Annotated in this window: 12 protein-coding genes; 8 read left to right on the forward strand and 4 right to left on the reverse strand. The window is 69.3% G+C overall.

Features of this window, described 5'->3' with window-relative positions:
- Positions 1-64 precede the first annotated feature (64 nt).
- The 3 genes from ACFYXF_RS21115 to ACFYXF_RS21125 all read left to right on the forward strand — a co-directional run bounded on the left by ACFYXF_RS21115 (position 65) and on the right by ACFYXF_RS21125 (position 3118).
- Entirely contained in the window at positions 65-1264 is a 1200-nt protein-coding gene (locus tag ACFYXF_RS21115) for a helix-turn-helix domain-containing protein (RefSeq protein WP_389351151.1), read from the forward strand.
- Entirely contained in the window at positions 1261-1806 is a 546-nt protein-coding gene (locus ACFYXF_RS21120; RefSeq protein ID WP_389351153.1) for a hypothetical protein, read from the forward strand. Before ACFYXF_RS21115 ends, ACFYXF_RS21120 begins: the two co-directional genes overlap by 4 nt.
- A 118-nt stretch (positions 1807-1924) precedes the next feature.
- Positions 1925-3118: a hypothetical protein gene (locus tag ACFYXF_RS21125; RefSeq protein WP_389351155.1), complete on the forward strand. Its 1194-nt coding sequence runs from the start codon at positions 1925-1927 to the stop codon at positions 3116-3118.
- A 247-nt stretch (positions 3119-3365) separates the two neighbouring features.
- Here the strand turns inward: ACFYXF_RS21125 and ACFYXF_RS21130 are convergent, their stop codons facing one another.
- Together ACFYXF_RS21130 and ACFYXF_RS21135 are read right to left on the reverse strand one after the other, a co-directional pair.
- The gene (locus ACFYXF_RS21130; RefSeq protein WP_389351157.1) at positions 3366-6830 is read right to left on the reverse strand and encodes a type ISP restriction/modification enzyme; all 3465 of its coding nucleotides are present in this window, start codon (positions 6828-6830) and stop codon (positions 3366-3368) included.
- 120 nt (positions 6831-6950) lie between these two features.
- Positions 6951-8537 (reverse strand): CBS domain-containing protein, encoded by a 1587-nt coding sequence (locus ACFYXF_RS21135; RefSeq protein ID WP_389351159.1) that lies wholly within the window; start codon positions 8535-8537, stop codon positions 6951-6953.
- Positions 8538-8739: 202 nt separating this feature from the next.
- Here ACFYXF_RS21135 and ACFYXF_RS21140 point away from each other — a divergent pair, with 202 nt between their 5' ends.
- Entirely contained in the window at positions 8740-9480 is a 741-nt protein-coding gene (locus tag ACFYXF_RS21140; protein ID WP_389351161.1) for a DUF6183 family protein, read from the forward strand.
- A gap of 76 nt (positions 9481-9556) precedes the next feature.
- On the opposite strand, the gene ACFYXF_RS21145 is transcribed toward ACFYXF_RS21140, so the two are convergent.
- Positions 9557-11083: an MFS transporter gene (locus ACFYXF_RS21145; protein WP_389351163.1), complete on the reverse strand. Its 1527-nt coding sequence runs from the start codon at positions 11081-11083 to the stop codon at positions 9557-9559.
- Positions 11084-11276: 193 nt separating this feature from the next.
- Here ACFYXF_RS21145 and ACFYXF_RS21150 point away from each other — a divergent pair, with 193 nt between their 5' ends.
- Entirely contained in the window at positions 11277-11954 is a 678-nt protein-coding gene (locus ACFYXF_RS21150; RefSeq protein WP_389351165.1) for a TetR/AcrR family transcriptional regulator, read from the forward strand.
- A 3-nt stretch (positions 11955-11957) separates the two neighbouring features.
- On the opposite strand, the gene ACFYXF_RS21155 is transcribed toward ACFYXF_RS21150, so the two are convergent.
- A complete protein-coding gene (locus ACFYXF_RS21155; protein WP_389351167.1) occupies positions 11958-14885 on the reverse strand; it encodes an AAA family ATPase in 2928 nt (975 codons plus the stop codon).
- Between the two features lie 257 nt (positions 14886-15142).
- Between ACFYXF_RS21155 and ACFYXF_RS21160 the strand changes: the two genes are divergently transcribed.
- The 3 genes from ACFYXF_RS21160 to ACFYXF_RS21170 all read left to right on the forward strand — a co-directional run bounded on the left by ACFYXF_RS21160 (position 15143) and on the right by ACFYXF_RS21170 (position 19115).
- Positions 15143-15871, forward strand: a complete 729-nt coding sequence (locus ACFYXF_RS21160; protein WP_389351169.1) for a LuxR C-terminal-related transcriptional regulator — start codon at positions 15143-15145, stop codon at positions 15869-15871.
- 155 nt (positions 15872-16026) lie between these two features.
- On the forward strand, positions 16027-16680 hold the full coding sequence (locus ACFYXF_RS21165) for a DUF4255 domain-containing protein (RefSeq protein ID WP_389351170.1): 654 nt from the start codon (positions 16027-16029) through the stop codon (positions 16678-16680).
- Positions 16677-19115: an ATP-binding protein gene (locus ACFYXF_RS21170; RefSeq protein ID WP_389351172.1), complete on the forward strand. Its 2439-nt coding sequence runs from the start codon at positions 16677-16679 to the stop codon at positions 19113-19115. Before ACFYXF_RS21165 ends, ACFYXF_RS21170 begins: the two co-directional genes overlap by 4 nt.
- The last annotated feature ends 23 nt before the right edge of the window (positions 19116-19138 follow it).

Here is a 19138-nt window from a genome sequence, read left to right on the forward strand (position 1 = left end):
GCCCGGTCGGTGGTTCACACTCCGGCGTGTTGCGATTTTCGCATCTGGCCCATATGGTGGACCTATGGCTGATTCTGTGACCGATCGTGTACGCAAAGTCATGGTGGTGGCTTCGGTCAGCCAGGCGGCGTTCGCTGAGACCATCGGGCTGACCCCCGACAAGTTGTCGAAGTCCCTCGGCGGCGTCCGCAGGTTCACGTCTCTCGACCTCGCCCGGATCGCCGAGTTCGGCAGCACCACAGTCGACTGGCTGCTGACCGGCAGGGAACCGCTCCGCCCCATCATCGCGGCCCGTACCAGCGCACCAGCAGTCGACGAGCATGGCCGAGGAAGACTCAAGGACCTCGTCGAAAGGTTCACCACGGCACACGAGGTGATCGACCTCTTGGGCCTGTCGCCCGAACTGCCGGAGCTGCCCTCGGTCCGCTCGGACCTCAAGCGCTACGTCGACCAGGGCGTGGCCCTCGCGGAGGACGCACTCGCCCGACTTGCCGCCGCAGGTTCCTCCGCCGTCGGCGGCCTGGACACCGCCGATCTGCTCCAGGCCATGGAGCACGCCTTCGGTGTCGACGTGGCGAAGATCGGTCTGCCGGAGGGAATTGACGGGGCTGCCTGGCAGGCGGACGGATTCCGACTGGTCATGATCGCCCGAACCGACGTGCCGACACGTCAGCGCTTCACCTTGGCCCACGAGCTTGGACACATTCTGGCCAGGGACGCCCAGGACCTGCTGACGGAGACTCACCTCTCCCCGGGACACCAGAAGGACCTGACGGAAGTACGCGCCAACGTGTTCGCGGCCAACCTTCTGATGCCCCGGAGCGAGATCAGCTCTGCAGTACAGGAGGGCGACCTCACGGACGAGCAACTCACCACGCTGGTGGTGCACTTCCAGGTGTCACCTAGCGCACTCGCGGCACGGCTCGTGCAGTTGGGCGTCATCGCGCCGGAGACGGCGAACAGACTGCGCGGCCTCACGACCCAGACCTGCCACTGGCTGGCCGGACAGAGTGACCTCTTCGAGGCCAACAAGACGTGGGCACTGGCCAGGCGACTGCCCTTCCGCCCAGCGCAGTTGCTGTACGAGGCATACCTCGCCGGCGACACCACCCTCCGCCCGCTGGCCGCGTACACAGGCGTGGACGTGGACAGGATGCGTGAGCTGCTCGAACCCGAACCGGTTCCACCAGAGAGCGCGGCATCCACTACGGGTACGGATGCGGATACGGACGCGGGCGAAGGGGACCTGGTCTTCCAGCCATGACGCGCCACTGCTGGTTCCCCGACAACACCGTGCTGTGCAATTTCTCCGCCGTCGACCGACTGAGCCTCCTGGAGAAGGCCCTTGACGGCCGAGGCCGTTGGACACAGGCCGTCGCGGCCGAGGCCGAACAGTCGCGGCGGTACTGGCCAAAGCTGAGCCAAGTACTCACCGACGGATGGCTCGGCGAACCCATCGAGATCGATGACCCGGCGGAAACCGTCCTGGTGGACCGCATCCGCCGCGTCGTCTTCGCGGGGTCCCCGTCCCGGCCCCTGCAGCACCTGGGTGAGGCGGAGACACTGGTTGTCATCGAGCATCGCGACGGGTTCGCCAGCTCTGTATGGATCACTGACGATGGCGAAGCGGGCCACTATGCGCGCCGCAAGGGCATCCGCGTCAAGAACACCGTCGACCTTATGCGCGAGGCCGTCGTGGGCGGCCTTGTCATGGCGGAGGACGGCCACCGCCTCCTCCGAGGAATGGAACAGGCCGGACGTCATCTGCGGGGGGTTCCCCACAGGGCGGAGGACCTGTTGCGTTGAGGCGGGCCGCGGGTATACGTACCGGCTTTCGCTTCGACTTCTTGGCGCAGCCGAACAGCCTGCCTCAGGCGAAGTCGCCCTGGCGTGACTGTCAGTGGCGTCTGCGACTCTGTTCGTCATGACGCGGACGGAATTCGGGAACCTCGCGTTCCTCTGGGGCTGGTGGACTTTCTTCGAGGCGGTGTGGATCGCCGTGCTGTGGCAGAGCCGCTCCCGTGTGCTGGGCGACGGGGTGTACCGGATTCCCGGTGCGCGGCGCGTCCGACGCGGTGCGTGCGAGAAGCGTGTCGAGGCGCTGTTGGCGGAGTTGGAGCGTAGAGGTGTACCGGCGGAAGACAGGCCGGACAAGGACGAACTCGTCGACCGGTGGCACCGTATCGTTGCCGGTCGGTGCGTTTCTGTGCTGCTCCAGGCGATACCCCTCCTGGTCGTTGTGCTCCCCTTCTGGTGGGCCACATCGCTCGCCCGCACCACGGTCACGCCTTTCTGGATGTTCGCTGCGATCGTCGGCTTCGGCGCCGTCTCCATCACGCTCATGGCCGCCGACGAACGAGCCACCGCGGTCTCCGACGCTGCCGGGGCCGTCACGGTGAAGGCGATTCACTTCCTGGAGATGTTGCTCATCCCGGCCGGGCGCCGGGCACAGGACTCGGCGCTGGATGTCCACGGCAAGCTGTTCGGACGCCTCTGCGACGCCCTGCGCAGCCAGGCCAGGCATGGGACCCGCACCATGCCGCCGGTCACCCGCACACGGGTGCGAGAGACAACGGAACGCCTTGTCACGGTGCTCGCCGACGGCAACCAGCGCTACCTCTTCGGTGAGGGACCCGACCGTGCCGCCGCCATACGCGACTTGTCCCGGCTGGTCGCCGGTGCCCTGCGCCACAGCTGCGTCCCGCCTGCACAGCACGACAGCCTGGTGATCATTGACTCCCGGCTCCTTGCGGACACACCGGAACCCGGCGAGGCAGGCGTCGCGACCGAGCTGCTCAGGAACCGCCTACTGGCAGGAGCGGGCAGGCTCGCGGTGGCCGTGGGTCTTCTTGCCGGGGCGGTCCTCTTCCCGGGCGAGGGAGTCGCCTCGGATCTGCTGGCAGCGGCAGGCCTGGCGAGTTTCGCCCTGGTCTGCCCGCCGCTCCGAGAAGCCCTGAACCGAGCAAGGGGACTTCTTTTCGGCGGCTTGCCCACCGACAACGCGGCTATAGAGCTGGCAGACGAGGAGCCAAGTCGACCGGTACCGGCATCGAGCACCCCCTGCCCCCACTGCGCCGACCGCCCAGCCGTCACCGCAGGATCACGGCCAGCAGGGTGAGAGACGACCAGGACGGACCGGTGATCGGTGTACGAGCGGTACCAGGAGGGCGCCGGGGAAGAGGGGACGCAGGAGCCTCTGACCTCGCCCTCTGATCCGGATCAGATCGACATCAAGACACGCACGAGGTCGCACCGGAGACCGTCGGTCGGCCTCCGCCGACGGCCGGTGGCCGTCAGGCACGCTGCTGGCAAGAGAGCGGATGGGCATGCATCGCGAACTACGGACTGGCTACCGACTGCGCTGATCAGGTCCTTCCTCGGCGTCGTCGGGCGTGTGGGCCGGGACGCGCGGATGTGTGCGGCTCCGGTAGCGCGGTACTTGTGGAGTCGTTGGGGAGCGTCAGTGGGTCGACTGGCCCTGGCGGTTGGCCATCGACTGTTTCCATGCCGGGCAGGAAGGCGTTGTCCGGGCCGGTGTGAGCGTGCTTGGCGCGCTCGGGTACGGGGAGGATACGGCGTCGGGTGAGTTCAGCGACGTCGATCAGCGGGGCGACGGCGATGCGGTTGAGCAGCTCCGCCTGCTGTGGTTCCAGGGCGGTGAGATGGCTGAGTACGGCGAGGATTTCGACGAGCTCCCGACTCCACTCATGCTCCCAGTGCTCGGGACGCTCGCGGTCCAGATCGCTGGTGATTTTGCTGGCGGCGCGGTTGCTGCGGTAGGCGAGCCAGCTGTCGAGTACGTTGCGCCCGCCAGTGGTGTAGTTGCGCATGCGTGGTGTGACACCGGTGAAGACGCCGCCCTCGATCACCAAGTGCTCGCGTTCGCTGTCATAGGTGGTGGTGGAGGGGAGTGTGTCGGGCGCGACTTCACGGGCGTACATGATCTCGGGGTGTATGCGTCTCCACGAGTTTGTCGTACCTGCCGGGCGGCCGTCGTCAGGGTTGATGCAGCGTGCGCCGAAGGTGGAGGCCCACAGAATGTGGCGTCCGAGGCCGATGGCCTCTCGCCATAGGTCGCCATCTGCGGTCAGAGGTATGCGCACACCAAGGGAGTTGAGGTCGTCCGCGAAGCGCTCGGTGAAGGCGGGATGGGCGGTGACGGCGGCGATGTAGGCGATCAGGTCCTCGGGGAGGACTTCTTGGAACCCGTAGGAGTTGGCGAGGTGGTGTGACAGTCCGGGGGCGATGTTGGGGGTGCGGTCGGCGTGCATGAGTGGCAGGACACGGCCGCCGTTTCCCTTGAAGTAGTCATTGTCAGGAACGAGGGCGGTGAAGAGCAGCGCTGGCCCGGTCCGTAGACGTTGAGTGTGCTGTTCGACGACGAAGACCTGGCCGTCTATGACGGCCTGCCACAGCTCGGGGCGGGAAAAGTCGATGACACGGCCGTCGGGTATGAGCCACTGGCGATCCAGTGCTCTGCGGGCGATGCGTATGGGAGCAGGACAGGGGCCCTGCTCGACCCGGAGGAGAGTCGGCGGGTGGGGATGGCCGGGGATCTGGAGGGCTTCCTTGTCCAGGGTGCGATCACGGGTCTCTTTGAACAGTTCCTGTTTCGTAGAGGGGTCGCGTTCTCGGACGAGGCGGTTCCAGCGTCGGCGCAGTATGGTTTTCGAGGGGCTGATGACCCAGTTCCGGTTGGGTTTGATGCCGGGTTTACACCAGGGCATGAGGTCGATCAGGGCGGGGAAGGTGTCCCACCCGCTGTGGGAGGCGGGTGTGAAAGGGGCAGGCTCAGCAGGGCGTGAAGTGCGCCAGCCGGGGCCGTTGATGTGCAGGTCGTGCAGTTGCTCCTCTTTGTTCTGGCGGGTGCCATGGACAGCCGCGTAGTGGACGGGAGCCAGTTCGTCCTGTCGCTCGCCTTGCCGACGGACGAAGATGGCGATGGCCAGCTCCTGCTGGACTCCGGGGAAGAAGCGGCTGTTCAGCGGGGGCCTTTTGGTCTCGGGTGTGAGGTCGATGACCCAGCCCTCGGTGCAGGTGCGCCGTAAGTAGGAGCGCATCCCCTGAAAACCTGCGCCGCGGATGAATCCGCCGGTGCTGACGAAGCAGACGACGCCGTGACGGTGGTCGTCGTGCTGGTCGAAGACCTTGTGGGTGGCCCAGCGCCAGAAGTAGGTGCACAGGCTCTTCAGCTTGTTCTCGTACACGCCCGCCGCACCGCGTAGCCGGAAGGCGTCCAGGGGCGGGGCACCTCGGTCCGGTGAGCCGTTCTCGATCCATCCACCTTGGCCTTCTGCCTGTTCCCGGTGGGGAGGATTGCCGATGACGACGGTGATTCGTTCGTTGCGCTGAATGCGGCTGGCGGCTTCGGCGTCGTCGCGTAAGGGGCCCCACAGGGCGCCGTAGCGCGTGAAGAGTTCGCTGGGCCGCCAAGGGTCGGCGAGAGTGTCGGCCAGATGTAGGCGCATGTCGCGCAGCCGTACGCGGGAGTTGAGGGAACGCAGCATCTGCCCCACGCGCATCTGAGCGACGGCGAAGGCGCCCATCTGCTTTTCGAAACCGATCAGCCTGCCTGCGAGTTCTTGTACGGATTCAGCGCGGAAGCCGTCGTTGCCGCCCTCGGATTGCTTGCGGGCGACGAGGTCGATGATGCCGGTGAGGAAGGTGCCGGTGCCCATGGCCGGGTCGATGATGGACACACCAGGGTCAGCGAATCCGTCCGGGCAACCCAGCGTGGAGATCAACACCTCGTCGACAAGGCGGATCATCTCCTCCATCAGCGGGGCTGGGGTGTAGTAGGTGCCGGAGTCCTTGCGGAGGTCGGCGTCGTACTCCTGCAGGAAGTGTTCGTAAAGGTGGATGTGGAAGCCAGGTTCGCCGACCAGGGCACTCCGCCAGTCGATGGCATCGATGACGCGAACAAGCATGTCGAGGCTGTCGCGGAATTCGTCCTCGACCTGGTCGGTGAGGATCTGTAGTGCTCGCCCCATGACGGAGTGCTCCGCCCCCAGACGCCGACCGACCTCATGCAGGCTTACTCCGGCCAGAGCACTGTCATGGCCATCGGCGGTGTCCGAGCTGGCGAGCATGAGCGCGAAGGTGACGGATTGGGCGTAGCGGTCGGCGAAGGCCGCACGTTTGTCCCGGTCGTCGGTAGTGGGAAACAGATCGACTTCAAGGGTGGAGGCCAGGTCGGTGAAGGGACGCCTGTGGCGTGGTAGGCCGGCTTCGGCGTCGAGCCGGTCGTGGACGGCATCACGCAGGAGAGTGCACAGGGGGGCTACTTGGGCAACCACTTCCCGCATCGACGTCAGCGGATGCGGCTGCCAACCGAAGAACGCGGTCAGCATCGCTTCGAAGGCGGCCTCGCTGCCCGCCGGCAGCCGTAAGCGCGAGCCTGCGGAACGCAGATCGCCTTCGAGATGGATGGCGTCTCCGTATTGCCGACCTGAGCGGTACATGATCCACGTCTGGCCGTTGGTGTAGATCAAGTTGGGCAGCTTCGCCATGCCCTCCCACTGTCGGCGGTCGCGTTGGTTCAGCCCGCCGGGATGGATCACGCTTTTGTCCGGGCTTTTCAGCTCGACATAGCCGACGATGTTGCGCTGTAACTTCCCGATCCGCACCGCCAGGTCAGGGCGGATTCGGTGCGCGGTGATCGCCACCTCGGCATGCAGGACAGCCTGCAGTCCCAACGTGCTCGCCGCGTCAACGAGAAGCTTCTCCACCGCGTGACGTATCGCGGCTTCCTTCTGCCCATGCAGCAATGACTGCTTGCATGTCACACCAAACGCACTGATGATTCGCCGAAACCCGTCCCTGCGCTGCATCCCGCCCCCAGAGGCCAGCACACTCCCGGTATCCAACTCGACACACGGTAAACGCAACATCACCCACCGTCGAGAGGGCCTCGCTCCTGTCCTGGCTCGAATGCGAGGAGTACGCAAACGTCAGTTCTGCGGATCCATGGAGCGCAGCAGTTCGAGCAGCCCCTGGGCCGGAAGCAGCTGGTCGTCGGTCACCGGGTCGGGGCTGAAGTGCATCAGGTCATTGCGGAACTGACGGCATTCCTCGAGTGCGGTCAGGAAATGCTGTTGGTCGATGGCCCAGCCCAGGGCGGCCCAGTTCTCGGGAACCCGGAGCAGATGCCCGTACGCCCCGAACGTCAGGTTGGCGGCGGAACTCACCCGGGACGCACGTCCGCGCGGGACGACTGCCCGGATGCGGTCGAGCGGAATACATCGGTCGACGACGCGTCGCAGGCGCTGCTCGATCTCCTCCACGAGAACGAACGGACGCACGCGTGTACCGAACTGAACCGTCAGGTCGGACGCGGTGACCAAGCCGCAGACCTTGTGGTCGTGATCGCGCACGAGGACGTATCCGGACTGCTGGACGGTTCCGATCCAGTCGAGCAGGTCGTCGGATCGGTCCGCCTCCTGTCCCCTGACCGTGGCGGCTTCGAGGCTCGCCTGCGGATCGGCCATGTGAGCTCGCCCGATCGACTCCCAGCTCACGACACCACGCAGTCGGCCGTCCGCGTCGAGAACGGGGAGCTGACTGAAGCCGCGCAGCACCATGATGGTCATGGCGGTCTTGAGGGCGTCCCCGATGCGTACGGACGCGGGCATGCGGTTCGCGGAATCGAGGTTGCTCACCCGGTACGCGACGGTGTGTTCCTGGGATTCCTCGTCCGGAAGACGCTCGGCGGCGTGCACCGCGCTCTGTACCGCGGCCGACAGACTGCTGGTGCCCGTGAGCCGGGTCACGGCGCTGGTTCCCGACTCGTCCGGCTCGGCGCCGCCCGCCAGTACGGCGATCTGGCTGTTGATACTGCCCTCCGTGAACGGCGGCACGGTGACCAGGCCTCGCGAGTCCAGATCGGCCTTGATCTTCTCAACGGCCGCCGGGTACCGACGCTGGACGCCCCACACAGCGAGGAAGTCCCGGATCGAGAGGGTGAGCGGTTCGTCGGCGGAGCGCCGGCGCACCTCCTCGTACAGCTTGGCGGGCTCGGTGAGGCCGGCGGCGAACTCGTCGGCATCGGGGCGCCCAGGGTCGGACTTGCCGTCGGTGAGGGCGGCTATGCGGTCCGCTGCCCCGAACCGACTGAGTTCGAAGACGGTCAGCAGGGAGCCCATGCTGTCCTGGAGATCGGACTGGATCGCCTGCCGGTCGATGTCCTTGACCAACCACTCGACGCGCCGGACGTGACGCAGTCCGTCGGCGGCATCCGCGAGGTACTCGTAGCCGCCGGCCACCCGGCCGATTGCCACGCGCAAGGACTTGAGTGGGAGTGCGACAAGGTCCCCGGGCTGGATCTCATGGGCGAAGCGGAAGAGCTGGCCGGTCCAGTTCCCCACCGTGTACGGGCCCTCGTCGGGGTAGGTGGCGGCCACGGCCGCCTTGACGTCGTCACGTGTGGCGGTGCCCGTCAGGTCCCCGAGGCCGAGCCACCCGGCGAGGAGCATGCCCTCTGCCAGCGCCGTGTGCTCGCGCTCACCGTTCTCTCCCGCCCGTACCACCCAGGCCCGCATTCGGCCCCTCCCCGTGAGGTCATGCCACGTGATTGCGTAGCGTGACCTTATGACATGGTGCGCTCAACTGCCCTTTAAATCAAGCCACTTGGGAACGGTGCTGCTCTGATACTCCGGTGAACTCCTGTGTCATGGTGCAGCGCCGTAGACTGATCGACAGCAGCGCGGCCGGGGTGGAGCCGTGACGTGAGCGTGGGGGTTCGTGGCCCTGATCGGCGCGGGGCGCGGTCGGCCCGCCCTCGACGCTTACGCGGAGCGGCTGCGCGAGCTGGGGCACCCGCTGGCCCGGCTGCCGAGGACTCGTCTGGACGTCGAGTATCGGTTCGGGGTTCGTGTGCGGGGCCTCGGGTCCGTGAAAACCCCGGACCAGTTGCGGTCCCGCTTCCCGGAGATTCTCCCCACCGGCAGCGGAACGGCAGTCGGGCGTACGGCTGTTGAGAGCCCCGACGCCGGGCGCGCGGCGACGGTTGCCGAGCCCTTCACGGTCAGCGGCTGGTCCCGCGAGCCCGAGGCGCGGTTCTTCACACTGCCGGAAACGCTCGAACCGGACGACTTCAACATCGCGTTCATCAAGGAACTGCCCCTGGAGTGCCTGGCAGGTGAGGGGACGCGCCGGGGCGGTGCTCTCACCTGTCACACCACAGCCGACGACGTGATCAACGAACTGTTCGCGGCAGCGCACACCGGCGGGGTGAACGGCCAGGGGCAGGGGGCCGCGTACGCCCGACTGCACGCCTGGAACAGTCTGTACGCGTTGCTGGGGCTGCCCGACGACATCCCGTTCCTGGAAGCGGTGCGGCTCGCCGCCGACCATCGGTGGGTGCGGTTCATGGCGTTCACAGACTGGTTCCACCATGACACGGCGGACGTGGCCTTTGCCGTGCTCGATCCCAGTGGTACCCGGATCGCGGTGCTGGCGGCGACCGACACCGACGCCTGCTGAACGTACTGAACGGCATTGGGTGCCCCGGCGTCGCACAAACGCCGGGGCACCCAATGCCGTTCAGGTCTCTCGCGTCTCACATGTGCACCACACGCGCCCCGTTCGGCTCCGCAACCGGCACCCCCCGCCGATAAAGCACCGCACTAACCACCAACCCCACCGCAAAGAACGCCGCCGACCACCAGTAAGCCGTCGAGTACCCCTCCAAGCCCGCCTGCGCGACCACCCCCGGATCCTTCGGGTTCCTCCCCTCCAGGTAGTTCGTGACCGCGCTCGTCGACAGCGTGTTCAGCAGCGCCGTCCCCAGCGACCCCCCGACCTGCTGCATCGTGTTCACGGCCGCCGAGGCGACCCCCGCGTCCTCCGCCCGTACCCCCTCCGTGGCCAGTGCCATCGCCGGAGCCATCACCAGCCCCAACCCCAGCCCCGCCACCACCAGTGGCGGCATGATGTCGGCGGCGTAGCCGCTGTTCAGGTTCAGGCCTGTCAGCCAGGCCATGCCGGCCGCCGCGAGGCCCATGCCCAGCGGGACTATCGGCTTCGGGCCGATGCGGGGGACCAGTACCGTCGTCGCGATCGTCGAGGCGATCATCAGCGCCGCGATCATCGGGAGGAAGGCCAGGCCCGTTTCGATGGGCGTGTAGGACAGGGTCTGCTGGAGGTAGTACGTCAGGAAGAGGAAGACGCCGAACATGCCCGCGCCCAGCAGCAGGACCGAGATGAACGACGCCCCGCGGTTGCGGTCCAGCAGGACGCGCAGGGGGAGGAGAGGGTGCGGGGAGCGGGTCTGCCACCAGGTGAACGCCGCCAGCAGCGCCGCGCCTGCCGCCAGGAAGCCCCATGTCGCCGCGGAGCTCCAGTCGTGTGTCTCCGCGTTCGAGAAGCCGTAGACCAGGCAGAACAGGCCTGCCGAGACCAGGATCGCGCCCGGGATGTCGATCTTCGCCGTCTTGTCGCGGGTGCTGCGCCGGAGTAGGACCGCGCCGCCCGCGAACGCGACCGCAGCGAAGGCGATGTTGACGTACAGGGTCCAGCGCCAGTCCAGGTGTTCGGTCAGTACGCCGCCCAGGAGCAGGCCGATCGCGCCGCCCGCGCCCGCGATCGCGCCGTACACGCCGAAGGCCTTGGCTCGTTCCTTCGCGTCGGTGAAGGTTGTCGTGAGGAGAGAAAGGGCCGCCGGGGCCAGTAGCGCCCCGAACAGGCCCTGTACGGCCCGTGCGCCCACCAGCATTTCGAAGCTGCCCGCCGCTCCTCCGACCGCCGAGGCGCCGGCGAAGCCGACCAGGCCCACCAGGAACGTCATCTTGCGGCCGAACAGGTCGGCTATCCGGCCGCCGAGCAGGAGCAGGCTGCCGAAGGCCAGGGCGTAGGCGGTGACTATCCACTGGCGGTCGCCGTCCGAGAAGCCCAGGTCCTGCTGGGCCGAGGGGAGCGCGATGTTCACGATCGTCGAGTCCAGGACCACCATCAGCTGGGCCACCCCGATGACGGCGAGGATCCACCAGCGGTGGCGGGGAGGTCCCTCAGAGGGAGGTCCCTCCGCGAGAGGTAGGGACGACACGGTTGCCCCAACAACAGAAGTAGCGGCGGTGGATTTTGGCATGGCGAGGCTCCAGACGAAGGGCAGGAGGGAGGGAGGGAGGGAGGGAGAGAGGGCAGGTCAGGGGCCGCCCGGGGCCTGGACGGCGGCCTTCAAGCCCCGCAATCCAGCCCGTCTGACAGTTGTCAGATTACCCATAATCTGACACCCGTCAAGTAAGCTGGTCCCGAGTTCGATCAGCCAGGAAGGTCATCACGTGGGACCAGCAGCCGAATCCCCATCCGCCCGGCGTCCCGGCCGCCCCAGCGCCGACACCCGTGCCCTGCCCGACGAGGACAGCATCCTCAAGCGCGGCCTCGAAGCCTTCGCCGAGCTGGGGTACGACCGGGCCTCCGCCCGTGAGCTGGCCCGGCGGCTGGGCGTCAGTCATAACTTCATCAATGACCGGTACGGGTCGAAGGCGGCCTTCTGGCGTGCCGTCGTCGACTTCGCGCTGGGGGCGCAGCTCGCCCTGCTGCCGATCGAGGACCCCTCGGGCGACGCGCCCGACGACGCCGAGCGGCTTCGGCGTATCGTCACCGCGCTCTATCTGACCTCGGTGGACACCCCGCAGCTCGGGCGGCTCTTCGTCGACGAGCTGTCGCGGGACACCGAGCGCCTCGACTATCTGTACGACCACTACATCGGGCCCACCCTGCAGACCCTGGTGCCCAGCATCGACCGGCTGGTGGCCGCCGGGCGCATGGCGCCCACCCCGATGGACGTCCTGTTCTTCGCGATCCTCCCGCCCATCTCCGGGATGATCGACCTTCCGCTGGCCCGGCGGCTGGGTCGGGCCCACCCCGCCACACCCGAGCAACTCGCCGCCACCGCCGAGTCGTTGGCGACCCTTGTCATCAACGGGCTGCTCTCCACGGGGACCGGCAGCCGCTGAATCTCAGGCGTGGCTGCCGGGGGCGCGATCCAGCGCCGCCACAAGCTCCGCCCTCCTCCGAATCCCCAACTTCCGGTACGCGCTGGTCAGATGGGTCTCCACCGTGCGGCGGGCCACGTGCAGCAGCTCCGCTATCTCCGTGTTCGTGCGGCCGTCCGCCGCCAGTTCTCCTATTCGGCGTTCGCTCGCCGTCAGTGTCGTCGCCGTGCGGCGGGCGCCGCCCTCGCGGAGGGCCTCGTCCGCGGCCGAGTGGAGGCGTACGGCGCCCAGGCGTTCGGCTCGTTCGGCCGCCTCGCGGAGCGACTTGCGGGCTCGGGCGCGTTCACCGGCGGCGATGAGTTGGCGGCCTCGGGCGATCAGGGTCGGGATCAGCTCCGTTTCGACGGAGGCCTCGCGCAGGACTCGTACCGCCTCGTCCGTCAGGTCCAGGCCGTGGCGGCCGCCCGTCGCCGTACCGAGGACCCGCAGTGAACGGCCCACCAGGCGTGGGGTGTTCCACACCCGGGCCAGGCGTAGCTCCTCCTCCGCCAGTGCCAGGGCCTCCTGGGGGCGGCCGAGTGCGAGACGGCACTCCGCGGCGGCTGCCCGCCAGGGTGTGACCACCGGGCTCAGTACGTCGCGTGCGGACTGGCGGCGTCCGCACTCCAGGAAGTCCCCGAGCGCGCCGGCCGGATCGCCGGAGGTGGCGCGCACCACGCCCCGGGCGTACAGGAAACGGTTCAACTCCCAGGAGTCGTGCGCCTCCCGCAGGTCGAACGCGTCGGCGAGCTGCCAGGCCTCGTCGAGGCGGCCCGTCTCGACGAGCGCCAGGAGTACGTGTGCCTCCACGTTCGTCGGCGCGGTTTCGGGCCCGCCTTCTGTCTCAGTCGTCCCGGACTTGCTCCACGGCTCCTCCCCACCCCCCGTCGCCCACTCCAGCCCGAATCTGAAGCTCGCCCCGGAGGCTTCGTTCGTTCCCGTGGCCGGCCCCCGCCACGACTCCGGCCCGCTCAGCAGTTGTGCGTAGTCCCCGCGAGCCGCGGCTATGTCCGCGCGTACGTTCAGCAACGCCTCGTACATCGGGTGGAGCAGCGTCGGGCGTTGGCCGGTCAGGCCTCGGTCGGTCAGGCGTTCGGCCTCGTCCAGTTCGTCTGCCCATTGGGCCACCGCCGCCGCCGTGCCCAGGAGGAACGGCTCCGCCAGAGGGTCGGCCGGTTCCGCCAGCAGGGCGCGTACCTGCTTCATGGCGGCTTCCGCCGAGGTCAGGCCCGCTGTCGCCTCGTACCGTACGAGGAGGGCGCGGCCGGCGGGGCCCAGTGCCCCCGGGGAGTGTTCGGCGGTGTCGCCCAGCCAGCGGTACATCTCCTTGCGGATCGTCTGGTCGTGGTCGCCCAGGAGTGCCGAGGCCGTCTGGACCGTGCGGAGCAGGTCCGGGTGGTTCGTCAGCTGGCCGTCCAGATCGCGGAGCAGGGTCACGGCCGCGCGCGTCTCGCCGCGTCTGGCCAGCGCCGTGCCCAGGGCCACCGCCGCCTGGACGCGGTACTGCGGCAGGCCCGGCAGGCGCATCGCCTCGGTCAGGCGGGGGATGCCCGCCGAGGAACGTACCGAGGCGAACTCCAGCGAGCCCAGCTCGGTCAGCACCTCGGCCCGGCGGCCGTCCGACATCGGCTCGTCCAGCGCCCGGCGCATCAGGACCACCGCGTCCTCGGTACGGTCGTCGCGGACGGCGCCGGCCGCCGCGTCCAGCAGGGCGTCCGTCGCCCACACCTCGCCCATCGTGCCCGAGCGCAGCAGCAGCTTGGCGACCGTCGCCGTCGGGATGCCGCGCCGCAGCATCGCCTCGGCCGCCGCCCCGTGCGCGGCCTGCCGGTCGGCGGCGCACCAGCCGGCGAGCACCGCGTCCCGCAGCAGCGGGTGGGGGTAGCGGGGCAGGCCCTCGTCGCCGCAGCGCAGCATGCCGAGCCGGGGCATGGCGGTCAGCCAGCCCCGTACCCGGGCCGGGTCGGCTCCGAGGGTCTCCACGGTCTCGGTGAACAGGTCGACGTCGGCGCCCTCCGGCAGCTCGTCCACCTCGTCCAGCGCGGCGAGCACCCGCGCCGCCTCGGCCGTCGCCGCCCCGGCGCACTCCAGCCACCAGGACACCGCCGCCGGGAACGCCCCCGGATACAGCGCCGCGCACGTCTCCGGGAGCGCGGCCGGCGCGGCGGCGGCGCCCACGTCCTCCAGGAGGGCGCGCAGGAGCAGCGGGTTGCCCGCGCTCGCCCGTACGTAGTCCGCCACCCACTTCCTCGGCACGTCACCGACCGCCGAACGCACCAGGTCCGTCGCCGCGTCCAGGCTCAGCGGGGCGAGGGTGTGGGTGCGTACGAGGGCGGGGGAGAGGGTGTGGACCAGGCCGGCGGACGGCGGGTCCACGTCGTACTGGCTGCGCTCCGTCACCAGCAGCAGTACCGGTAATCGGTCCACTCTGCGCGCCGCCTCGATCAGCCAGCACCGCGAGTCCTCGTCCGCGAGGTGTACGTCGTCCACGGCGACCAGCACCGGGCCCTCGGCCGCGTACGCGCGCAGCATCCGCCAGAGTCGCGCGGCGGGTGCTTGCGGCTCTTCCTCCGCGGGGGCCGGCTCGCACAACTCCTGTATGGGGGACAGCAGTTGTTCTACGACAGGGAGGTCGGCGCCGGTCGTGCTGCCCTGGGGGGAGCAGCGGACGCGCAGGACGCGCATGCCGTGCGTCTCCGCGTGTTCGGTGGCGGCCTCCAGGAGTGCGGTGCGGCCGGTGCCGGTGGCTCCGCGCAGCAGGACCAGGCGGCCCGATCCCGCGCGGGCGCGTGCGGCCTCGTCGGCCACCAGTGCCAGGGCCTCCCGGCGCTCATACAGCGAGGAGAGCGAGGAGAGCGATGACTGGGCTGAGTGCGATGAGTGCGATGAGAACGGTGCGGATGAGGGCTGCATGCCTGCCTCCTGTCGTGGGTAGTCCTGTCGCGGGTGGGAACTGGCCGGTTTCTTGGGCCTAGTGGGTCTCTTGGTTCGGTTGCTTCTCTTGGTCCAGAAGGCCTGACCGGCCGAAAAGGTTGAAGCGCCGGCCGATCTCGTGGTGTGTCTCGTGGTGGTCCACGATTGTGCGCGCCCCATGTGCAACAGAAGTGTTGGCTGTGCACGTCTGCCACCGACCGCTCGAAGGTGGCGGCATCTGACCCTGGGGGCAGTTCTTGCGCACCACACTCCGCACCACGGGCCCCGGCACCGGGGCCGGTACAAGGGCCGCCGGAACGGGACCCGTCACGAGGGCCGCCGGTACCGGACCCGCCGAACCCGGGCGCCGTGTACCCGTCGCGGTGCACGCGTCCGACCCGATCTCCCGCGCCGGCGCGGTCAGCCAGCTGCGGCAGCACCCGGTCGTGGACCTCCGCGACGAAACCGACACCGGACCCGGCATCGTGGCTCTGCTGGTCAGCGAGAGCCTCGACGAGACAACGCTGTCCAGACTCCGCAGACTCGTCCGCAGCGAGGGCGCCAAGGCCGTTCTCGTGGTGGGCATGCTGCGCGAGAACGAACTCCTGGACGTCATCGAGTGCGGCGTCGGAGCGATCGTCTGGCGCCACGAGGCCACCGGACACCGGCTGGCGCAGGCAGTGCTCGCCGCCGCCCGGGGCGACGGGGATCTGCCCTCCGACCTGCTCGGCCGGCTCATCAGCCAGGTGGGCACACTGCATCGCTCGGCGGCCGGACAGCCCGGTGCCCCCACCTCGGGCCTCGCGCCGCGCGAGGTCGATGTCCTGCGCCTCGTCGCCGAGGGACTCGACACCGGGGAGATCGCCAGCAAGCTGTCCTACTCCGAGCGCACGGTCAAGAACGTGATGCATGGACTCACCACCCGACTGCACCTGCGCAACCGGGCGCACGCCGTGGCCTATGCCTTGCGCGAAGGCTACATCTGACCGAACGGGCAATCGAAAACGGCGCGCGGACACCAACTCATGCCCGTCGTCCGTCCCTTGCGTGCCTGCGCGGCCGGGTACCCCCGACGGCACGATGGCCATGAGACAGGTGCGGCACACGGGGGTACGACGGGCAGGGCGGCGGGAGCGCGACAGTGATCCACGAGGTGGACGAGGTCCTCAAAGGGCTGCTCGGCGGCGGCGCCCTGGCCGGATCCGGCATCGACGTCTTCCTCGACGCCCCGACCCGTGACTGGGCCGCCCGCCGCAACGGCCCCGCGATCAACGCCTACTTGTACGACATCCGCGAGGACGTCGCCCGCCGCCAGCGCGGCAGCGTCTCCGTGCGCGACGAACGCGACGTGATCGTCCGGCGCCGTCAGCCGCCCCGCTGGTTCCGGCTGTCGTACCTCGTCACCGCCTGGACCAAGCAGCCCCAGGACGAACACCGGCTGCTGTCCGCCGTGTTGACCAACCTGCTGCCCCGCGAGCTGCTCCCCGCCGACGAACTCCCCGGCGCACTCGGCGAGTTGGGTCTGTCCGTGCCGCTCACCGTCTCCGGGACCCAGACGGAGTCCCGGTCCCTGGCCGAGATCTGGTCCGCCCTCGGCGGTGAACTCAAGCCGTCCCTGGACCTCGTGGTCACGGCACCCTTCCCGGGCTTCCCCGAGTACGACGCCGGACCCCCGGTCACCGAGGGCGCCGCCGTACGCGTCCGCGCGATCGACGGCTCCCTGGAGGACTCGCCCGAACGCACCCATCAACCACGGCACTTGGAGACCGGCCGAACGGGGACGCGTACTCCGTGACGGCCGGCGCCCCCACTCTCGTACCCGCCGCCGGGCTGCTCGCCCGCCTCTCCCGACTGCGCGCCCAGGCGGCCGAGTTGGTCGAGCGGCGCAGTGCCGACGATCCGACGGCCGGTGATCCGCTGCGCGGGCTGTATCTGTCGGAGGAGGCGATACGGCACCTGCTCAGGCGGTCGGCCCCTCGGACACCCGGGACGACCACGACCATGCCGACGGCCGACGGCGACGACCCCCTGGCGCGCCTCGCGGCCCGCTTCGGCCTCGTCGCCCTGGACGTCCACATCCTCCTCGCCGCCCTCGCCCCCGAACTCGACCGTTCCTTCGAGCCCCTGTACGGCTATCTCAACGACGACGTCGGCCGCCGCCGGGCCACCACCGGGCTCGCCCTCGACCTGTGTGGACTCCCCGTGCACGAGCCGGCCGCCAGGGCCCGCTTCCACCCCTCGGAGCCCCTGACGGCGCTCGGCCTCCTGGTCGTCGAGGAACTCGAACGCCCCTTCCCCAGCCGCTCGTTGCGCGTCCCCGACCGGGTCGCCGCCCATCTTCTCGGCGACGACACCCTGGACGCGGCCCTCACCGGCCACGTACGCACCCTCGCGCCGACCGCCTCGTACGCGACCGAGTTCACCGACAAGCTGGCCGCACTGCTGACCGCCAAGGCCCCCACCGTCTACCTGCGCGAGCACCGCGAGGGCGACGGCCTGGCCTGCGTCACGGCGGCCCTGCACGCGGCCGGACTCGAAGCGCTGCACTTCTCCGGCCCCGACGAGCGGATCCCCGACCTCCTCCGCGAGGCCCGCCTCAGCGGACGGGTCGTCGTCGTGTCACCTGTGTCGGACCAACCCGCCGCCCTAGTACGGGCGTTGACCGGACCGGACGTGTCGGACGTACCCGTACTCCTCACCGGGTCCCGCCCGTACGACCCACTGTGGTCCGAGGACGACCCCCTGATCCTGGAAACGCCCAGGCAACGCGCCGGACAGGTGAACACCTGGGGGGACGCGCTGCGCGGGAGCCCGGGCCCCGCCGACTCGGCCCCTGACGTCCTGAACCGCGACGCTCCGGACTCCGACGCCCTGAACCAGGATGCCCTGGACTCCGCAGAGCCGAGCCGCGACGGCCTGAACCCCGATGCCTTGAGTCGGCACGCTCCGGGCTCGGGCGCCTTGAGTCGCGGCCCCTTGGGCCGCGATGCCTTGAGCCGGGGTGCCTTGAACTGGGACGCCCTGGGCCCCGACGACTCGGATCCTGACGTCCTGAGCCGGGATGCTCCGGGCTCGGGTGCCTTGGGGCGCGATGCCTTGAGCCGGGATGCTCCGGATACCGGCGCCTTGGGCCGCGACGCTGTGAACCGGGACGCCCCGGACTCCGGCGCTCTGAGTCGCGTCGCCCTGAACCGGGACGCTCCCGACTCCGCCGCCCTGAACCCCACAGCCCCTGATCCTGCTGACCCGAGCCCCGCAGGCCCGGACCTCGGCTTCGACCTGGCCGCCACCGTCGCCCCCTACCGCCTAGGTGTCGACCACATCGCCCGGGCCGCCCGCGCCGCGCAGCGGCTCGCCGGGTTCGACGGGACGCCGCTCACCGCCGCGCATCTGCGGCTGGCCGCTCGGCAGCAGTCGGCGTCCGGGCTTGAGCGGCATGCTCGGCGTATTCGGCCCGATGTCGGGTGGGAGGATCTCGTCCTGCCCGGCAAACCCCTCGCCCAGTTGCGCGAACTCGCCCTGCGGGCCCGCCATCGCGACCAGGTGCTCGGCGAGTGGCGGCTCAGTGCGGGCGGTGGCCGGGGCCGGGGTGTGCTCGGGCTGTTCGCGGGGGAGTCCGGGACCGGGAAGACGCTGTCCGCCGAGGTCGTCGCCGCCGAACTGGGCCTGGATCTCTATGTGGTTCAGCTGTCATCGATCGTCGACAAGTACGTCGGTGAGACCGAGAAGAATCTGGAGCGGATCTTCACCGAGGCCGACCGTACCGACGCCGTGCTCCTCTTCGACGAGGCCGACGCCGTCTTCGGGAAGCGTTCCGAGGTCAAGGACGCGCACGACAAGTACGCCAACATGGAGAGCGCGTATCTGCTCCAGCGGCTGGAGTCCTTCGACGGGATCGCGCTGCTCACCACCAACCTGCGCGCCAACATCGACGAGGCGTTCACCCGCCGCCTCGACCTCGTCGTCGACTTCCCCTTCCCGGACCCCGGCCAGCGCCTCGCCCTGTGGCGGCACAGCCTCGCCCGGGTGCCCTGCGCCCCCGGCACCGACCCGGCGCGGGTCGCCGACGCCTTCGAACTGGCCGGCGGCTCGATCCGCAGCGCGGTCGTCACGGCCGCCTACTCCGCCGCCGGGCGGGGGGAGTCGGTCACGACGGCGGACCTGGTGGAGGGCGCGGAACGGGAGTACCGGAAGGCCGGGCGGCTGGTGCCGGGCGAGGGTTCCTGGTAGCCCCGGACAACCCCCTCACCCAC

This window comes from Streptomyces sp. NPDC002680, from assembly GCF_042889145.1.
Classification (GTDB): Bacteria; Actinomycetota; Actinomycetes; order Streptomycetales; family Streptomycetaceae; genus Streptomyces; species Streptomyces adonidis.

What these genes read in the sequence shown, in the direction of transcription:
- ACFYXF_RS21130 (WP_389351157.1), bottom strand. Translation starts at nt 6,830, where the DNA reads ATGCAGCGCAGGGACGGGTTTCGGCGAATCATCAGTGCGTTTGGTGTG.
- ACFYXF_RS21125 (WP_389351155.1), top strand. Translation starts at nt 1,925, where the DNA reads ATGACGCGGACGGAATTCGGGAACCTCGCGTTCCTCTGGGGCTGGTGG.
- ACFYXF_RS21145 (WP_389351163.1), bottom strand. Translation starts at nt 11,083, where the DNA reads ATGCCAAAATCCACCGCCGCTACTTCTGTTGTTGGGGCAACCGTGTCG.
- ACFYXF_RS21115 (WP_389351151.1), top strand. Translation starts at nt 65, where the DNA reads ATGGCTGATTCTGTGACCGATCGTGTACGCAAAGTCATGGTGGTGGCT.
- ACFYXF_RS21155 (WP_389351167.1), bottom strand. Translation starts at nt 14,885, where the DNA reads ATGCAGCCCTCATCCGCACCGTTCTCATCGCACTCATCGCACTCAGCC.
- ACFYXF_RS21120 (WP_389351153.1), top strand. Translation starts at nt 1,261, where the DNA reads ATGACGCGCCACTGCTGGTTCCCCGACAACACCGTGCTGTGCAATTTC.
- ACFYXF_RS21135 (WP_389351159.1), bottom strand. Translation starts at nt 8,537, where the DNA reads ATGCGGGCCTGGGTGGTACGGGCGGGAGAGAACGGTGAGCGCGAGCAC.